The 15,400-nt window shown below is 67.8% G+C and carries 14 protein-coding genes; 5 read left to right on the top strand and 9 right to left on the bottom strand.

From position 1 onward, the window contains the following. Position 1: 1 nt before the first annotated feature. Positions 2-517: a 3-hydroxyacyl-[acyl-carrier-protein] dehydratase FabA gene (gene fabA / locus H9L17_RS14540; protein WP_187570132.1), complete on the bottom strand. Its 516-nt coding sequence runs from the start codon at positions 515-517 to the stop codon at positions 2-4. 196 nt (positions 518-713) lie between these two features. Here fabA and zwf point away from each other — a divergent pair, with 196 nt between their 5' ends. Genes zwf through H9L17_RS14515 form a run of 5 tightly spaced genes read left to right on the top strand, consistent with a single transcriptional unit; the run spans position 714 to position 6,481 of the window. Beyond that, a complete protein-coding gene (zwf, locus tag H9L17_RS14535) occupies positions 714-2,183 on the top strand; it encodes a glucose-6-phosphate dehydrogenase (protein WP_246455105.1) in 1,470 nt (489 codons plus the stop codon). Between the two features lie 11 nt (positions 2,184-2,194). Further along, complete coding sequence (gene pgl, locus H9L17_RS14530) at positions 2,195-2,989, top strand: 6-phosphogluconolactonase (RefSeq protein ID WP_187570130.1); 795 nt, start codon at positions 2,195-2,197, stop codon at positions 2,987-2,989. Continuing rightward, on the top strand, positions 2,989-4,821 hold the full coding sequence (gene edd / locus H9L17_RS14525; RefSeq protein WP_187570129.1) for a phosphogluconate dehydratase: 1,833 nt from the start codon (positions 2,989-2,991) through the stop codon (positions 4,819-4,821). Before pgl ends, edd begins: the two co-directional genes overlap by 1 nt. Continuing rightward, positions 4,818-5,831, top strand: coding sequence for a glucokinase (glk, locus tag H9L17_RS14520; RefSeq protein WP_187570128.1), 1,014 nt, complete (start codon positions 4,818-4,820; stop codon positions 5,829-5,831). Before edd ends, glk begins: the two co-directional genes overlap by 4 nt. A gap of 2 nt (positions 5,832-5,833) precedes the next feature. Next, positions 5,834-6,481: a bifunctional 4-hydroxy-2-oxoglutarate aldolase/2-dehydro-3-deoxy-phosphogluconate aldolase gene (locus H9L17_RS14515; RefSeq protein WP_187570127.1), complete on the top strand. Its 648-nt coding sequence runs from the start codon at positions 5,834-5,836 to the stop codon at positions 6,479-6,481. Here H9L17_RS14515 and H9L17_RS14510 read toward each other — a convergent pair. The 8 genes from H9L17_RS14510 to H9L17_RS14475 all read right to left on the bottom strand — a co-directional run bounded on the left by H9L17_RS14510 (position 6,478) and on the right by H9L17_RS14475 (position 15,398). Continuing rightward, complete coding sequence (locus tag H9L17_RS14510; RefSeq protein WP_187570126.1) at positions 6,478-8,226, bottom strand: alpha/beta hydrolase family protein; 1,749 nt, start codon at positions 8,224-8,226, stop codon at positions 6,478-6,480. The genes H9L17_RS14515 and H9L17_RS14510 overlap by 4 nt on opposite strands. 4 nt (positions 8,227-8,230) lie before the next feature. Next, positions 8,231-8,431, bottom strand: a complete 201-nt coding sequence (locus tag H9L17_RS14505; protein ID WP_187570125.1) for a helix-turn-helix transcriptional regulator — start codon at positions 8,429-8,431, stop codon at positions 8,231-8,233. Beyond that, positions 8,428-8,841, bottom strand: a complete 414-nt coding sequence (locus H9L17_RS14500) for a hypothetical protein (RefSeq protein ID WP_187570124.1) — start codon at positions 8,839-8,841, stop codon at positions 8,428-8,430. Before H9L17_RS14500 ends, H9L17_RS14505 begins: the two co-directional genes overlap by 4 nt. Positions 8,842-8,971: 130 nt before the next feature. Then, entirely contained in the window at positions 8,972-10,141 is a 1,170-nt protein-coding gene (locus tag H9L17_RS14495) for a metallophosphoesterase (RefSeq protein ID WP_187570123.1), read from the bottom strand. Between the two features lie 118 nt (positions 10,142-10,259). Beyond that, positions 10,260-10,817, bottom strand: a complete 558-nt coding sequence (locus H9L17_RS14490; protein WP_187570122.1) for an HAAS signaling domain-containing protein — start codon at positions 10,815-10,817, stop codon at positions 10,260-10,262. Position 10,818: 1 nt separating this feature from the next. Next, positions 10,819-11,193 (bottom strand): PadR family transcriptional regulator, encoded by a 375-nt coding sequence (locus H9L17_RS14485; RefSeq protein ID WP_187570121.1) that lies wholly within the window; start codon positions 11,191-11,193, stop codon positions 10,819-10,821. A gap of 188 nt (positions 11,194-11,381) precedes the next feature. After that, a complete protein-coding gene (locus H9L17_RS14480; protein ID WP_187570120.1) occupies positions 11,382-14,150 on the bottom strand; it encodes a TonB-dependent receptor in 2,769 nt (922 codons plus the stop codon). Positions 14,151-14,444: 294 nt separating this feature from the next. Beyond that, positions 14,445-15,398, bottom strand: a complete 954-nt coding sequence (locus tag H9L17_RS14475) for an alpha/beta hydrolase (RefSeq protein ID WP_246455237.1) — start codon at positions 15,396-15,398, stop codon at positions 14,445-14,447. Positions 15,399-15,400: the final 2 nt, after the last annotated feature.

Genomic DNA, 15,400 nt, shown 5'->3' with positions numbered 1-15,400 from the left:
GTCAGAAGCTCTCCGTCGAGGTGAACAGGCCCACGCGCAGGTCCTTGGCGGTGTAGATCTCGCGGCCGTCGACCAGCGTGCGGGCGTCGGCCTGCGCCACCACCAGCTTGCGGTTGATGACGCGGGTGACGTCGATCTCGTAGGTCACCGTCTTGGCGGTGGGCAGCACCTGGCCGGTGAACTTCACCTCGCCGCAGCCCAGCGCGCGGCCGCGGCCGGGGGCGCCCAGCCAGGTCAGGTAGAAGCCGACCAGCTGCCACATCGCATCCAGCCCGAGGCAGCCGGGCATCACCGGATCGCCGAGGAAGTGGCACTGGAAGAACCAGAGGTCCGGATGAATGTCGAGTTCGGCGCGCACGAAGCCTTTCCCGTGGCTGCCGCCGTCGTCGCTGATCTCGACGATGCGGTCGAACATCAGCATCGGATCGGCCGGCAGGCGGGCGACGCTGTTCGGGAACAATTCGCCGCGTGCGCTGGCCAGCAGCTGTTCGCGGGTGAACGATGAAGCGCGGGTCATGGACTGGCCCAAGTGGAGTAAAGGCTCGATTCTACGCATGGGCGCGCGACATACCTAGGCGTACTGCCTGAACAGCGGCGTGCGCGGCGGGTTTTCCGGATCCTCCGGGTAAAACGAAGTGAAATCGTGTGCACTGCAACATCTGCCCCGGAAAGCGTATTAAGCTCCGATGGAACCCTCACTCCGGAATGTCTCCGTGTCGCAAGCCACGCCCGCTTCCCTGTTGACCGTGTTCGGCGCCACCGGCGATCTCGCCCGGCGCATGCTGCTGCCCTCGCTCTACAGCCTGCAGGCCGAACGCCTGCTGCCGGACGGCATGCGCATCCTCGGCACCGCACGCAGCGAGCTGGATCGGGAGGGCTTCGCCAAACTCGTCGCCGACAGCATCCACGAGCGCATTCCCGCCGCCGAGCGCAACGACGACGCATTGCGCGGCCTGATCGAACGACTCGACTACTGCCCCGCCAGCGCCGACGACGCCGCCTCGATGCAGGCGCTGGCCGGCAGGGTGGAAGCGCTGCGCAACGGCGACGTGCTCTACCACATGAGCACCGCGCCGAAGTTCTACGGCCCCGCCTGCCAGGCGCTGGCCGCCAACGGCGTCGCCGGGCCGGGCACCCGGGTGATGCTGGAGAAGCCGATCGGCAAGGACCTGGCCTCTGCCATTGCCATCAATGACAGCGTTGCCATGGCCTTCGACGAGGAGCGCATCTACCGCACCGACCACTACCTCGGCAAGGAAGGCGTGCAAAATCTCATTGCGCTGCGCTTCGGCAATTCGCTGTTCGAGCCGCTGTGGAGCGCGCGCCACATCGAGCAGGTGCAGATCACGGTGGGCGAGACCGTGGGCGTGGAAGGCCGCGGCGACTACTACGACGAGTCCGGCGCGCTGCGCGACATGCTGCAGAACCACCTGCTGCAGCTGCTGTGCCTGGTGGCGATGGAGCCGCCGGCGCGCTTCGACCCCACCGCCGTGCGCAACGAGAAGATCAAGGTGCTGCGTTCGCTGCGCCCGATCGACCGCGGCAACGTCGCCACCGAATCGGTGATCGGCCAGTACACCGCCGGCGCCAGCGAAGGCAAGGTGGTGCCGGGCTACGCCGAGGAGCTGGGCCGCGCCAGCCGCACCGAAACCTTCGTCGCCCTGCGCGCGCACGTGGACAACTGGCGCTGGTCCGGCGTGCCGTTCTACCTGCGCACCGGCAAGCGCCTGCCCTCGCGCAGCACCGAGATCTACATCCAGTTCCGCAAGGTGCCGTATTCGATCTTCGGCGGCCCGGCGGCGACCGACATGCAGCCCAACGGCCTGCTGATCAAGCTGCAGCCGGAAGAACGCATCGAGCTCGACCTGATGAGCAAGACGCCGGGACTGGATCGCCACGGCCTGCGCCTGTCGCAGGTAGCGCTGGACCTGGACTTCCACGAAGAATTCCTCAACGCCCGCAAGCGCATCGCCTACGAGCGCCTGTACCTGGACGCGATCGAAGGCAACGGCACGCTGTTCGTGCGCCGCGACGAGACCGAGGCCGCGTGGCAGTGGGTCGATGCCATCGCCGACGGCTGGCGCGCCACCGGCATGGTGCCCAAGCCCTATCCCGCCGGAACGTGGGGGCCGAGCGCGTCGGTGTCGCTGATCGACCGCAGCGGCCACAGCTGGCGCGAATGAGGACGGCGGCGATGGGCTGGATCGAACGCGACTACGCCGATGCCGCCACGCTGGTGGCCGGCGTCGCCGCGACGTTCGAAGCCGCCTGCCATGAGGCCATCGCGCAGCGCGGCAGTGCGTTCCTCGCGCTGGCCGGGGGGCGCACGCCGCTGCCGGTGTACGCGCATCTGGCGAACGCGCAACTCGGCGGCAGCATCACGGCGATTCCCACCGACGAACGCTGCGTGCCGCACGACCACGCGGCCTGCAATCTGCGCAATCTGCGCGACGCCTTTGCTCTTGCTCGTCATTCCCGCGAAGGCGGGAATCCAGCTCTTGCTGTTGCCTCGAAATATCAAAAGCTGGATTCCCGCCTTCGCGGGAATGACGATGCTCTTTCTGTCCACATCGACGTGCAGCCGTTGACGGCACCCGATGGCGACATCGAAGCCTCGCTGGCAAAGACGCGCGCATGGCTCGCCGCCCACCCCGAACCGTTCGACGCCGTCCTCCTCGGCATGGGCGCCGACGGCCACTTCGCCTCGCTGTTCCCCGGCGCGGCCAACCTCGCCGACGGCCTGGCGATGGACAGCGGCACCGACGCCATCGCCACCCTGCCCGACCCGCTGCCGCCGGAAGCCCCGTTCGCGCGCATCAGCCTGACCCTGCCGCGCCTGCTGCGCGCGCGCGCCGTCCACCTGGTCGTCACCGGGCAGGACAAGCGCGCGATCCTGCGCCGCGCCCAGCAGGAACCGCACGCGCCCTATCCAGTCGCCACGCTGCTGCACGCAGCCGCCAGCCCCATCCACATCCACTGGAGTCCCTGATGTCCACCGCCGCGCTGCATCCCGCCGTCGAACGCGTCACCGCCCGCATCGCCGAGCGCAGCAGGCCGACGCGCACCGGCTACCTCGCCCGGATGGACGCGGCGCGCGCGCAGGGGCCTTACCGCTACAAGCTCTCCTGCGGCAACCTCGCCCACGCCTTCGCCGCCTCCGGCGAGGACAAGCCGACGCTGCGCGGCGGGCGCAGCGGCAACATCGGCATCGTGACCGCCTACAATGACATGCTCAGCGCGCACCAGCCGCTGGAGCAGTACCCGACGCTGATCCGCATGGCCGCGCGCAACGCCGGCGGCAGCGCGCAGGTGGCCGGCGGCGTGCCGGCGATGTGCGACGGCGTCACGCAGGGCCGCGACGGCATGGAGCTGTCGCTGTTCTCGCGCGACGTGATCGCGATGGCCACCGCCGTCTCGCTCTCGCACGACGCCTTCGACGCGGTGCTGTGCCTGGGCGTGTGCGACAAGATCGTGCCCGGGCTGCTGATCGGCGCCCTGAGCTTCGGCCACCTGCCGGTGATCTTCGTGCCCGCCGGGCCGATGCCGTCCGGCATCTCCAACAAGCAGAAGGCCGAGGTGCGGCAGCGCTACGCGCTCGGGCAGGCCACGCAGGACGAGCTGATGGACGCCGAAGCCGCGTCCTACCATTCGCCCGGCACCTGCACCTTCTACGGCACCGCCAATTCCAACCAGATGCTGATGGAAGTGATGGGCCTGCACCTGCCCGGCACCGCCTTCGTGCCGCCGAACACGCCGCTGCGCGACGCGCTGACCGTGGCCGCCGCGGAGCAGGCGCTGCGCATCACCGCGCTCGGCGATGCGTATCGCCCGCTGGCGCACACCATCGACGAGAAGGCCATCGTCAACGCGATGGTCGGGCTGGCCGCCACCGGCGGCTCCACCAACCACACCCTGCACCTGGTCGCGGTGGCGCGCGCCGCCGGTATCGTGATCGACTGGAACGACCTCGACGAACTCTCCAAGGCGACGCCGCTGTTGGCGCGCGTGTATCCGAACGGCTCGGCCGACGTAAACCATTTCGAGGCCGCCGGCGGCATGGGCTTCGTGATCTCGCAACTGCTCAACGCCGGCCTGCTGCACGAGGACATCCTCTGCGTGCACGGCGGCGGCATGCGCCAGCAGGCGCAGCAGCCCTATCTGGACGACCTCACCCTGCGCTGGCGCGACCCGCCAGCGCAGTCGCGCGACGCCGACATCGTGCGTCCCATCGAAGCGCCGTTCGACAGCGAGGGCGGCCTGCGCTGCCTGCAGGGCAACCTCGGCCGCGCGGTGGTGAAGATTTCCGCGGTCGCGCCGCAGTACCGCCGCCACGAAGCGCCGGCCAGGATCTTCGAATCGCAGGATGCGCTGCTGGCCGCGTTCAAGGCCGGCAAGCTGGAAGGCGATTTCATCGCCGTGGTGCGCGGCCAGGGCCCGCGCGCCAACGGCATGCCGGAGCTGCACAAGCTCACGCCCACGCTGGCGGCGTTGCAGGATCGCGGCCAGCGCGTCGCCCTGCTCACCGACGGCCGCATGTCCGGCGCTTCGGGCAAGGTGCTGGCGGCGATCCACGTCACCCCGGAAGCCGCCGACGGCGGCGCGCTGGCGAAGCTGCGCGAAGGCGACACGATCCGCATCGACGCCGAGGCCGGCGCCATGGACGCGCTGGTCGATGCCGCCGAATGGAACGCGCGCGAAGCCGCCCTGCCCGATCTGTCCGGCAACCAGTTCGGCACCGGCCGCGAACTGCTCGGCATGATGCGCGGCAGCGTCGGCTCCGCCGAACACGGCGCCTGCTCGCTGTTCGGAAACGACGCATGAGCCCGTCCAGCCTCGCCCTGGTCGGCGACATCGGCGGCACCAACGCGCGTTTCGCGCTGGTCGACCTGGCCGCGCCGAAGATCGAGCTGCGCGAATCGAAGTCGCTGCCCAACGCCGATTTCGCCAGCCTGCAACACGCCATCGAGCACTACCTCGCCGGCGTCTCCGAGAAGCCCGAGCGCGCCGCGCTGGCGGTGGCCTGTCCGGTCGGCAGCGACGAGATCCGCCTGACCAACCGCGCCTGGTCGTTTTCCCGCAGCGAACTGCAGCGCACGCTGGGCCTGTCCGAACTGCGCATGCTCAACGATTTCGGTGCGGTCGCCTGGGCGATCCCCGCGCTCGACACCGACCACCTGCTGACCCTGCACGGCAAGCTGGAAACCCCGCTGCGCGGCCCGGTCAGCGTGCTCGGCCCCGGCACCGGCCTCGGCGTGGCGCTGCTGGTCGGCTCCGACGCAAACGGCTGGCACGTGGTGGAAACCGAGGGCGGCCACGTCGGCTTCTCGCCGATCGGCGACGAGGAGCGCGCGATCTCCGCGTGGCTCACCGCCCAGCACGGCCGCACCTCGACCGAACGCCTGCTGTGCGGCAAGGGCCTGTCCGAGATCGACGCGGTGCTGCGCGGCGTCGGCGCGATCCTGCCAGGCCAGTTGCCGCAGCCCGGCGAAACCACCCTGCGCGCGCCCGTCCTGCGCGATCCCGCCGAGATCGTGGCCGCCGCGCTGGACGGCCACGACCAGGCCGCGCGCCGTACGCTGGCGCGGTTCTGCGCCGTGCTCGGCAGCGTGGCCGGCGACTGCGCGCTGATCCACGGCGCGCGCAGCGTGGTCATCGCCGGCGGCATCGTCCCGCGCTTCGTCCCGTTCCTGCGCAGCAGCGCCTTCCGCGAGCGCTTCCTCGCCAAGGGCCGGCTGACGCCGATGCTGGAATCGCTGCCGATCCACGTCATCACCCATCCCCATCCCGGCCTGCTCGGCGCCGCCTGCGCGCTGCGCGCCACGGAGCTTTGACCATGTTCGACACCGACCGCCACAACCAGCTCGTCGATGCCGTGTTCGCCCGCGCGCCGGTCGTGCCGGTGATCACCATCGAGCGCATCGAGGACGCGCTGCCGCTGTGCCGCGCGCTGGCCGACAACGGCCTGCCGGTGCTGGAAGTGACCCTGCGCACCGCCTGCGCGCTGGATGCCATCGCCCTGCTCGCGCGCGAACTGCCGCAGGCCTGCGTCGGCGCCGGCACCGTGCTGTGCGAAGCCGACCTGCGCAAGGTCGAAGCGGCCGGCGCGCAGTTCGCCATTTCCCCCGGCGTCACCGACGCGCTGTACGACGCCGCGAAACGATGCGCCACGCCGCTGATCCCCGGCATAGCGACGGCCGGCGAACTGATGCGCGGCCTGGAACACGGCTGGCAGCGCTTCAAGTTCTTCCCCGCCGAAGCCAGCGGCGGCGTGGCCGCGCTCAAGGGCTTCGCCGGTCCACTGCCGATGGCGCGCTTCTGCCCGACCGGCGGGATAGATATTGCAAAAGCGCCGAGCTATCTCGCGCTGCCCAACGTCGCCTGCGTGGGCGGTTCGTGGATGCTGCCGAACGATGCCATCAAGGCCGGCGATTGGGAACGCATCGGCCGGCTGGCGCGCGAGGCGGCGACGCTGAAGCGTTAATCCGGAGACGCCGGAGTCCGAGCCGGATAGCGCTCGACGATCCAGCCGGACACGGCATCCAATGCGAGGGGCGACATCGTTTCCTCGATGGCCGCGTACTCGCCCAGTCCGCCAGTGCGCGCGGTCTGGAACAGATGGTTCAAGCCCGCCAGTTCGCGCGTGGCCGCATCGCGATTCGATGCCGTTGCCGCGCGGATGCCCTCCAGGTTCTGCCGCGGCAATACCTGCCGATCCAGCGCGCCGTTCAGGGCGAGGATCGGCCCGGGGAACCGCGCCAGGGCCTGTGCCGGGTCGTGACGCACGAACCAACGGAACCATGGATCCAATGCCTGCTTCCGCATCGCGTCGCGCGACGCAGGTGGCAGCTTGGCCGCTTCGTCCAGCAGCGCATCCAGCGCGGAACGCGCGGCGGCCTCGTCCAGCGTGCTGCCCGCGATACGCATCGCTCCGGCCTGGAGCGCTTCGGACGCCTCCTGCTCCGCCGCGCTCCGGCCCTGCGCCTGCGCCAGCGCCTTGCGTTGCGCTTCCAGCATCGCGGCGATCGGCACGCCCGGCGCGGCCAGCAGGACCATCCAGGCCACCTTCGGGTTGTCCAGCGCCGCGAGTGGGCCGACGATGCCGCCCTCGCTGTGGCCGATGAAGCCGATCGCATTCGCGTCGATGCCTGGCTGCGCCGCCAACCACGCGAACGCGGCATTGGCGTCGTTCGCGAAGTCGGCGGAAGTCGCCCCGGCATGCCGCCCCGTGGATCGGCCGACACCGCGATCGTCGTAGCGCAGCACCGCGACGCCGCGGCGCGCGAGGTGGTCGGCCAGCACCGCAAATGGTTTGTGCCCGAACGCGGATTCGTCCCGATCCTGCGGCCCCGAGCCGGTGATCAGGATGGCGGCCGGGAACGGGCCATCACCATCGGGCAGGCTCAACGTGGCCGACAGCGTCACGCCCGGCGCGACGATCCCCGGAATGCTCGCGTCGAGGTCGCGATAGGGAAACGGCGATCGCGGCGTCTGCGGGCGGCGCGGCGCGACGGCCTCCGCGGACGATCCCGTCCTGCGGAAACGGCTTCGGCTGCCATCCGTCCAGCGTCCGGACAGCTCCTCGCCCTCGATCCGTCCGGCGAAGCTCACGCCCGCCGTGGGCAAGGTGAAACGGATCCGGTCGCCGTCCCTCGCCAATGCCGTGACGGGCATCGCCTTCGCCAGCATGTCGGGCGCATCGAACGTCGCCACCGTTCCGCCGTTGCCGGTGCCGACGCGCAGCGCCATCCGCATTTCGACGCCGTTGCGGAGCGTGGTGCCTTCCCACGCGCCATCCAGACCTTGCACCAGCGGCGCCGCGGCGAACGGACCGCGCGCGAACGCCAGCGGAAACGCGGCACCCTGCCGGAACGTACCGACGAAGTGGTTTCCCTCGGGCTCCCACGTACCCTCGTAACGGATGCCCTTGGCCGGCAGGGAAAACCGCAGCCCATCGTCACCGACCGACAGCTCGGACAGCGGCATTCCCTGCCCGGGCGCCTGGTCCAGGCTTTCGAGTTGTCCCTGCCACAGGCCGCTCGCATCCTTGCCGATGGTGAGCTGCAGCCGCAACCGCCGCTTGCCGGCATCCAGCGTGCCGTGCCACGGCCCGATCCACGGTTCCCGCGCCGATGCGGAAACCGGAGGCGATGCGCCCCGGGCAAAAGAGGGCGCGCAGGCGAAGCCGGCCAGCGCAAGAAGGCCGGCCCGAAGCAGGAAGCGAAGCATCCGATTACTCCCGGGATGGATTGACGAAAACCGACTCGATCGGCAAACCGAACAGGTCGGCGATCCGGAACGCCAGCGGCAGCGAAGGCTCGTGCCGCCCCGTCTCGATGGCGTTGACGCTCTGGCGCGAAATGTCCAGCCGCTGCGCCAGGTCCTGCTGGCTCCAGTCGCGTTCGGCGCGCAGCACCTTGAGCCGGTTCTTCATGGCTGCTCCGCAGCGCGGCGGTCGCGCCGCTCAAGCCAGAACCGGGCGATGCCCCAGGCGCAGGCCCACGCGACGAAGGCGAGGAAGATCGGCACGTGCCCGATCAAACCGCCGAACTGCAGCATCCCCAGCACGCTGGAGAGCGACAGCACCGCACCCAGCGCCAGCAGCATGGACAGCACCGAGCGGTTGCGCACGTATTCGTCCGTTTCCTCGCGCAAGTACAAGCCCAGCAGCGCGATCATGGCGACGACCGGCAGCGCCGACGCCACCGCCATCGCCACCACCAGCACGCGTGGCGGCGAGAAGGCATGGGTCATCGCGGTATTGGCCGCGATCAATCCCAGATACGCAGCGGCCACGGTCCAGGTGCGACGGGTATAGCGCTGTGCGGCGGGCGTCCGATGCATGGCAAGACTCCTTTCCAATATGACAAGAAAACTTTACATATTCAGAATTCAGAATGTCAAGACATCTTTACAAAAAGACGTGAATTCTTGTCTTTCTAGCTCTGTTGCAGGCGCCCGGCATTCGGAGCGCTCACAGCGCCGCGCGGCTTCCGTCCTCGCGCACGCGCCATGCCTTCCCGCCCTCCAGCCACAGACCTTCCGAACTGCGTGGCGGCAGCGTGGAGCGATGGTCGAGCGGATGCTTGACGTCGATGGCGAACACCCGCCCCTCGAAAAAGGGCTTCACGCGCCAGTGCAGCGTGTGGCCCACCACGACGGACACCGCATCGAATCGGGCCAGCGTCTTCTCCACCTGCTGCTGGGTCAGATCGTCGTCCTTGAAGTAGCCGCGATACCACGACGGCCCGGTCTTGGGATCGATCAGGAAATCCTCGCTGCCGGGCCGCTGCTTCGGATACCAGATCCGGCGGTAGTTCGCGCGCACGATGCGGTTGATGTCGTCCAGCGACCAAGGCTTGTCCGCCAGCGCCGGATGCAGACCGCCATGCACGAACAGGATGCCGTTGATGACTTCGGCCGTGTTCTTGCTGGCCAGCCAGCGCCCGAGGAAGGCATCGTCGCCGAACAACTCGGCCTGCCGACGTCCCAGGATCGCGGCGACGTTGAAGTACTTCTCGTGGCTCGACTGGAAGTTGCCCTGCAGGCTTTTGATCTCGTGGTTGCCGAGGATGTAGTGCACCCGTCCTCCGGCCCTCGCCGCGTCCTGCTCCAGCTTGTAGATCAGCCACAGCACCTGCGTCACCGACGCGCCGCGATCGACGAAATCGCCGAGCAGCACCAGGTGCCCGTTACCGAACGTCCAGTTCAGGCCGGCGTCGATCACCTTGGACCGGATCAGGAAATCACGGAACGCCCTGTAGTTGCCCTCGATGTCGGAGACCGCGAGGATCGGCCTGTCGTCGCGATAGCGGATCGGCGGCGTGACGAATCGCGGCGTCGCCTGCACGCTGAAACGGCTCTTGTCGAGCGGAACGGCGACCTCCACCCGGAACGGCTCGTCCGGCGCATGCCGCTGCTCCTCCACGCGGAAGCCCTGCTTGGCATCGCCTTGTATGGTCTTCGACACCCAGACATCGCCCTGCCGGAACACGTGCGGCCCCTCGCCGCCCGACTTGTAGGCGGCCTCGGTCTGCCCGTAGTAGAAATCCGCGCCGTGCCAGAGGCCGAAGCCGGCGGCGAGCACCGCCAGCACCAGCAGCACGACGAGGAAATGCCCCACATACGCCAATACGGTTTTCATGGTCTGCTCTCTTTTTTCAGGACGAGCGAGGCCGGACAGCCGCGCAGGCCGCCATGCATCGTTCGCGGGATCGGGGAACGGGCGGCGTTACCGCCCTTGGAAAAGGATTTCGATCAGGTCAGGACAAGCCTCGCCGCAGCACGCGCAGCACCCGGCGCGTCAGCTCCGCGCACCATGCCGATGCCAGCAGGGCGATCGGCACCAACCAGTAGCCCAGCAATTCCTTCGCCTCCGGGTACGGCGCCCCCGACCAGGCGACGGCGACGGAATTGCCGCCATTGGCCGACCACGCACCGACCAGCGACGGCTGCCACAGCTTCGCCAGCGCCAGCAGCAGGAGGGCGGCGGCGATGGAATAGCCGAACGCGCCCATCGAGTAGTACAGGCCGTGCGTCACCGTCTGCCTGACCCGCTGGATGACGCGGAACCCCGCCGGCGGCGGCGCGCCGGTGCGGATGTGGGCCACGTATTGCGCCGCCAACGCTTCCGGCGGGCCGAAGCCCTCCAGCAATGCGGCGACGTCGAGGTGCTCGCCGCGCGCCTCGGCCTGCTCCACGACATCGTGGATGTGGCTTTCGATTTCCCGGACGACCTCGTCGGCCTCGGCCTTGTCCAACGGGCCGAGCTGCGAGGAAAGCGCACGCATGTACGCGTGGATCGGATGACGCGTCGTCATGTCAGCTTCCTTGATTGGGGGATTCGTTGCCGGCCGCGGTGGCCAGCAGGGCATCGATGTCGGCGACCGACTGCCGCCACGCCTGCACGAGCGCAGCGAGCTTCTGCTCGCCCCTGGCGGTGAGCCGGTAGTACTTGCGGGGCCGGCTTTCGCCTTCCTGCACCCAGTTCGCATCCACCAGTCCGTCGCGCTTGAGGCGATCCAGCAGCGGATACAGCGTGCCTTCCGTGATGGCGGTAGTGGGAAAGCGCTGCAGGTGGCGCAGCAGGGCCAGGCCGTATACCGGTTCAGCCCGCAGCGCCGCCAGGATCACCAGTTCGAGCGCGCCCTTGCGCAGCTGTATCTGCCACTTCTCCTGCGAATCGTCGTTTTCCATGCGGTTACCTTGCCAAGGACAATACTTTGCAATGAAAAGTATGCTGCTTGACATGAATTCCGCTGTCAAGCCTCCCGCGAGCGTCACGCTCCGATCGCTTCCCCACTCGCCTGGATATCGCCACGCAAAAGAAAAACCCCGCCGGCTCGCACCGGCGGGGTTGGCATGTTGCCCAGGGAGAACGTCGGTCAGAACCGGTAGCTGGCGCCCAGCAGCAGGGTGCGGCCCCACTTTATGTATTCCAGCGGGCGGTCCTTGGTGCCGGCATAGGTGCGGTAGGCCTCGTCGCCCAGGTTGCTGGCCTGCAGGAGCAGGCTCAGGCCCTTGAACGCGCTGCTTTCGCCGAAGGTGTAGCTGACCTGCGCGTCGGTGATGTTCTCGCCGACCACGTAACGCAGCGTGCGGTTGCCGTCGAAGTTGCCGATCTCGCCGATGAAGTCCGAGCGGCGGCGGTTGTTGACGCGGAACTCGAAGCCGTTGCGCTCGTAATAGGCGGTCAGGTTGTAGACGCGCTTGGACAGGCCCGGCAGGCTGATCGGATCGCTGCCCACGCTGCTGGCGCTTTCCGGGTCGAGTATCTTGATGCTGCTGTCGTTGAAGCTGGCGCTGGCGACCACGCCAAAGCCCTGCAAGGCATCGCCGAACACCATGTCCAGCGGCAGCGACGCGGTCAGTTCCACGCCCTGCAGCTTGCCGCCCTTGCCGTTCAACGGCTCGCTGTAGGTGCCGAACTGCTGCACCGGCGGCTTGCCTTCCTGCGGAACATAGCTCGCGACTTCAGCCGAGTAGTCGTAACCGTCCCGGGACTGCGTATAGATGTAGCTGCGCAGATCCTTGTAGAAGTACGCGGCGGCGATGTAGGCCTTGCTGCCGAAATATTTCTCCCAGGAGATGTCGAAGGCATTGGCGCGCCATGGATCGAGCATGGCGTTGCCCGAGCTGCCACCCGGTTTGCCCGTGTTTTCATCCACGCCGAAGTCGAGCGAAGCGCGCATCTGGTCGACGCGCGGACGGGCCACCTGCCGCGCCAGACCCACGCGAAGCGTCTGGTCGTCCGCCAGCGAGAACGCCAGATTCATGCTGGGCAGCACGTCGGTGTACGTCTTGCCCTTGGTGTAAGGGCTCACGATATTGGGCGGGAGGAACGCACGGCCATCGGACGATTGGTCGACATGCTGGATTTGCAGACCGATGTTTCCGCGTACCGGCACCGATCCCCAGGTGGTATCGATATTGCCTTTCGCATAGCCGGTCGTGATCGTTTCATTCACGATCCAGGTCTTCGCGATCAGGTAACCCGCCGCGTCCTCGCTGGGAACGAAGGTCATGTAGCGCGACACCGCGCCCGGCACGTTCCACGACGGAATCATGCCGATGCCGGCGAAACCGAGGTCGACCAGCCCGTATTGCAGGTCGGATTCGATGGTCGTGTCACCCTGCGAACCGACGTTGATGTTGCCTTCCGGCTGGTGCTTCTCCTTCTTTCGGTCAGCGTAGTTCAGGCCGACGTCGATGCTGGAGAACAGGTTGTCCATGCCGCCCGACGCGGGGAAATTGGCGTCGAGGCGGAACCCCTTCAGCTCGTCCTCGACCTTCGGCACCTTGCCGTAGCCGGAGCCGTAGATCGTGTTGCGCAGGAACAGCTTGGAGGGGTCCGAATAGTCGAGCGTCGGCACCATCTGCGAGAAGCCGTCCTCGGAAATCGACAGGTCGATCGAGTCCAGCGCGGGCGGCGGCGCGATCTGCGCGTTGTTCTCCAGACTCAGCTCGTCGCGCTTGGCCCTCGACCAGCTCAGGTCGGCGGTGAGCTTGACCCCGTTGTCCATGAAGAATTCGTTGCGCCAACCGACGGCGCTGATGGTGTCCTTCCGATGGTTGTACATGCCGCGCACCAGCGGATAGACGTTCTGGACGGTACCGCCGGTGAAAGTGTCGTTGCCGTTCGCCATCGCGCCGTCGACGTTCAAGCCGGGATCGTAGCCACCGTTCCAGCCGCTCAGGTTGACTTCGAACTGGTTGGCCGTACTTTCCTGCTTCGCCTGCGAATGGAACACGTCGAGCGTGCTGATCCATCCGTCCTTGGCGCGCACTTCCAGCGTGCCCATCACGCCGTCGCGCTTGGTGTAACCCGTGCGGCGCAGCGCCTTGATGCCATCGGAATAGTAGGTGCCGGCATCAACGCCCGGACGCCAGTTCTCGCCGATGGCCTGCCACGGCTCGTACAGGCCCACCTGGTTTTCCTGGATCGGCGTGTCGGAATGCGAATAGCCGATCGAATAGCCGATCGTGCGGTCCGCCGACTGGCCGATGTAGCTGGCGTTGAAGCGGTTGCCGGTGGCGCCTTCGTTGGCCGCAGACCCCAGCGAGTTGCGCTGCCAGCGGCCGCTGAGCGCGATCACCGGCTTGTCGTAATCGAGCGGGCGCACGGTGCGCATGTCCATGGTGCCGGACAGGCCCTGCCCCACCAGCGCGGCGTCGGGCGTCTTGTACACGGTGACGCCGGCCATCAGCTCGGACGGATACTGGTCGAACTCGACGCTGCGATTGTCGCCGGTGCTGACCAACTCGCGACCGTTGAGCAGGGTGGTGGCGAAGTCGGGCGACAGGCCGCGCACGCTGATGACCTGCGCGCGGCCGGCCACGCGCTGCGCCGCCAGGCCCGGCAGGCGCGCGATGGATTCGGCGATGCTCACGTCGGGCAGCTTGCCGATGTCTTCGGCGGACACGGCCTCGACGATGGACGTGGCGTCCTTCTTGATGTCGATGGCGCGCTCGATGCCGCCGCGGATGCCGGTCACCACGACGGTGTCGAGGTTCTTGGCGTCGTCCTTCTTCTTCGCGCTGGCCGGCGCGTCCTGCGGATTCGCTTGCGCATCCTGTGCGGAGGCCTGCGCGGCCAACATCATCGCCGCCGTGGCCAGCGCCACGCTCAGCAGGTTTCGCTTCAACTGCACCATTTTCCCCTCCAGGAATGGTTTTCGGAATCGACCGGGCTGTCGCCGCCCGCTTCTTCATGCCTGCGCAATGCGAATTGCATGAACGCTGCGATGGTAGTCGCGCAATCGAGCGGTGGACGATGCTGCATACGTATTCATTGCAGCAACCAATGAAAATCCTGAAACCCGCGCCAAGGCTTGCTTTCATGGAGACGAGAAAGCGCCGCCGCCACGCCATCGGCGCGACGCGAGCAAGGGCGCCGCGCGTGTTTTCCGCGACGCAGCACGTGCCGGCGCATCGCGCCGTTTCGGCCTCTAGCGCATGCCGGGCGCCGTCCGTTCGGCATAGGCCCAGCGCAGGAATGCGGGCAACATGCGCGCCCAGCTCGCCTGGTCGTGCTTTCCTCCATCGAGCAGGAACAAGGTCGCGTCGCCGCGCCCTGTTCCGCCGGCGTCTTCCCCGCCGTAGCCGAACTGGCCAAGTCCCTTGTGCAGCGTGCCGTCCCGGCTCGTCCAGCCGTCGATCAGGTCGCGCGTGTCGTCGAGCACGTCGGCGACGCCGTCGCCATCGCGATCGCTGGTGTCCTCGTCGCTGCCGACGGCGAAGAACAGCTGCGGTTTGTTCGCTGGTGCGCCTTCGGCGACCAGCGCATGCACGATGCGGGTGGACTGCACGGCGTTCGCATCGTACGCATCGGTCGATAGCCAGAGCGACGGCGAGAACGCACCGGCGCGGCCGAACAGTTCCGGATACTGCCAACCGATGCCGAACGCGCTCACCGCACCCAGCGACCACCCGAGGATCGCGCGGCCTTCGGGGCTTGCAATGGTGCGATAGCGCGCATCGACCAGCGGCACCAGCGTTTGCGTGAGCCATCGCGCGTAGATCCACGCATTCGCGCCGACCGTGCCGTATTTCGTCGGCACGGCGATGGCCTTCTCCTTGGCGCGATCGAACAGTCCATAGCCCGCCATCCGATCCGGCGGCATGTCGATGGCGACCACGATGATCCGGCGGATCGCATGCATGCGATCCAGCCGTCCCAGCGTGGCTTGCAGACCGACGGCTTCCATGTCCTGCCCATCGTTGACGTAAAGCACGTCGTAGCGGGCCTGCGTGGCGTCGTAATCCGGCGGCAGGTAGGCGCGCACGCGGATGGATTCATCTGACAGGCCCGGCGCGGCGATCTTTAGCGTTTCGACGCGCGACGCCTGCGCCTGCGTGCATGCGCAGGCAAGCAGCAGGCACAACGCGGCGGCGAAACGCATCA

It is taken from the genome of Thermomonas brevis, from assembly GCF_014395425.1.
Lineage (GTDB): Bacteria > Pseudomonadota > Gammaproteobacteria > Xanthomonadales > Xanthomonadaceae > Thermomonas > Thermomonas brevis.
This window is presented reverse-complemented; position numbering and strand designations above follow the sequence as displayed.

Bases quoted from the DNA above. Each gene is read 5' to 3' on its own strand.
- H9L17_RS14475 (WP_246455237.1), bottom strand. From the start codon at position 15,398: ATGCGTTTCGCCGCCGCGTTGTGCCTGCTGCTTGCCTGCGCATGCACG.
- H9L17_RS14500 (WP_187570124.1), bottom strand. From the start codon at position 8,841: ATGCATCGGACGCCCGCCGCACAGCGCTATACCCGTCGCACCTGGACC.
- H9L17_RS14490 (WP_187570122.1), bottom strand. From the start codon at position 10,817: ATGACGACGCGTCATCCGATCCACGCGTACATGCGTGCGCTTTCCTCG.
- H9L17_RS14510 (WP_187570126.1), bottom strand. From the start codon at position 8,226: ATGCTTCGCTTCCTGCTTCGGGCCGGCCTTCTTGCGCTGGCCGGCTTC.
- H9L17_RS14480 (WP_187570120.1), bottom strand. From the start codon at position 14,150: ATGGTGCAGTTGAAGCGAAACCTGCTGAGCGTGGCGCTGGCCACGGCG.
- H9L17_RS14495 (WP_187570123.1), bottom strand. From the start codon at position 10,141: ATGAAAACCGTATTGGCGTATGTGGGGCATTTCCTCGTCGTGCTGCTG.
- edd (WP_187570129.1), top strand. From the start codon at position 2,989: ATGTCCACCGCCGCGCTGCATCCCGCCGTCGAACGCGTCACCGCCCGC.
- fabA (WP_187570132.1), bottom strand. From the start codon at position 517: ATGACCCGCGCTTCATCGTTCACCCGCGAACAGCTGCTGGCCAGCGCA.
- H9L17_RS14485 (WP_187570121.1), bottom strand. From the start codon at position 11,193: ATGGAAAACGACGATTCGCAGGAGAAGTGGCAGATACAGCTGCGCAAG.
- H9L17_RS14505 (WP_187570125.1), bottom strand. From the start codon at position 8,431: ATGAAGAACCGGCTCAAGGTGCTGCGCGCCGAACGCGACTGGAGCCAG.
- pgl (WP_187570130.1), top strand. From the start codon at position 2,195: ATGGGCTGGATCGAACGCGACTACGCCGATGCCGCCACGCTGGTGGCC.
- glk (WP_187570128.1), top strand. From the start codon at position 4,818: ATGAGCCCGTCCAGCCTCGCCCTGGTCGGCGACATCGGCGGCACCAAC.
- H9L17_RS14515 (WP_187570127.1), top strand. From the start codon at position 5,834: ATGTTCGACACCGACCGCCACAACCAGCTCGTCGATGCCGTGTTCGCC.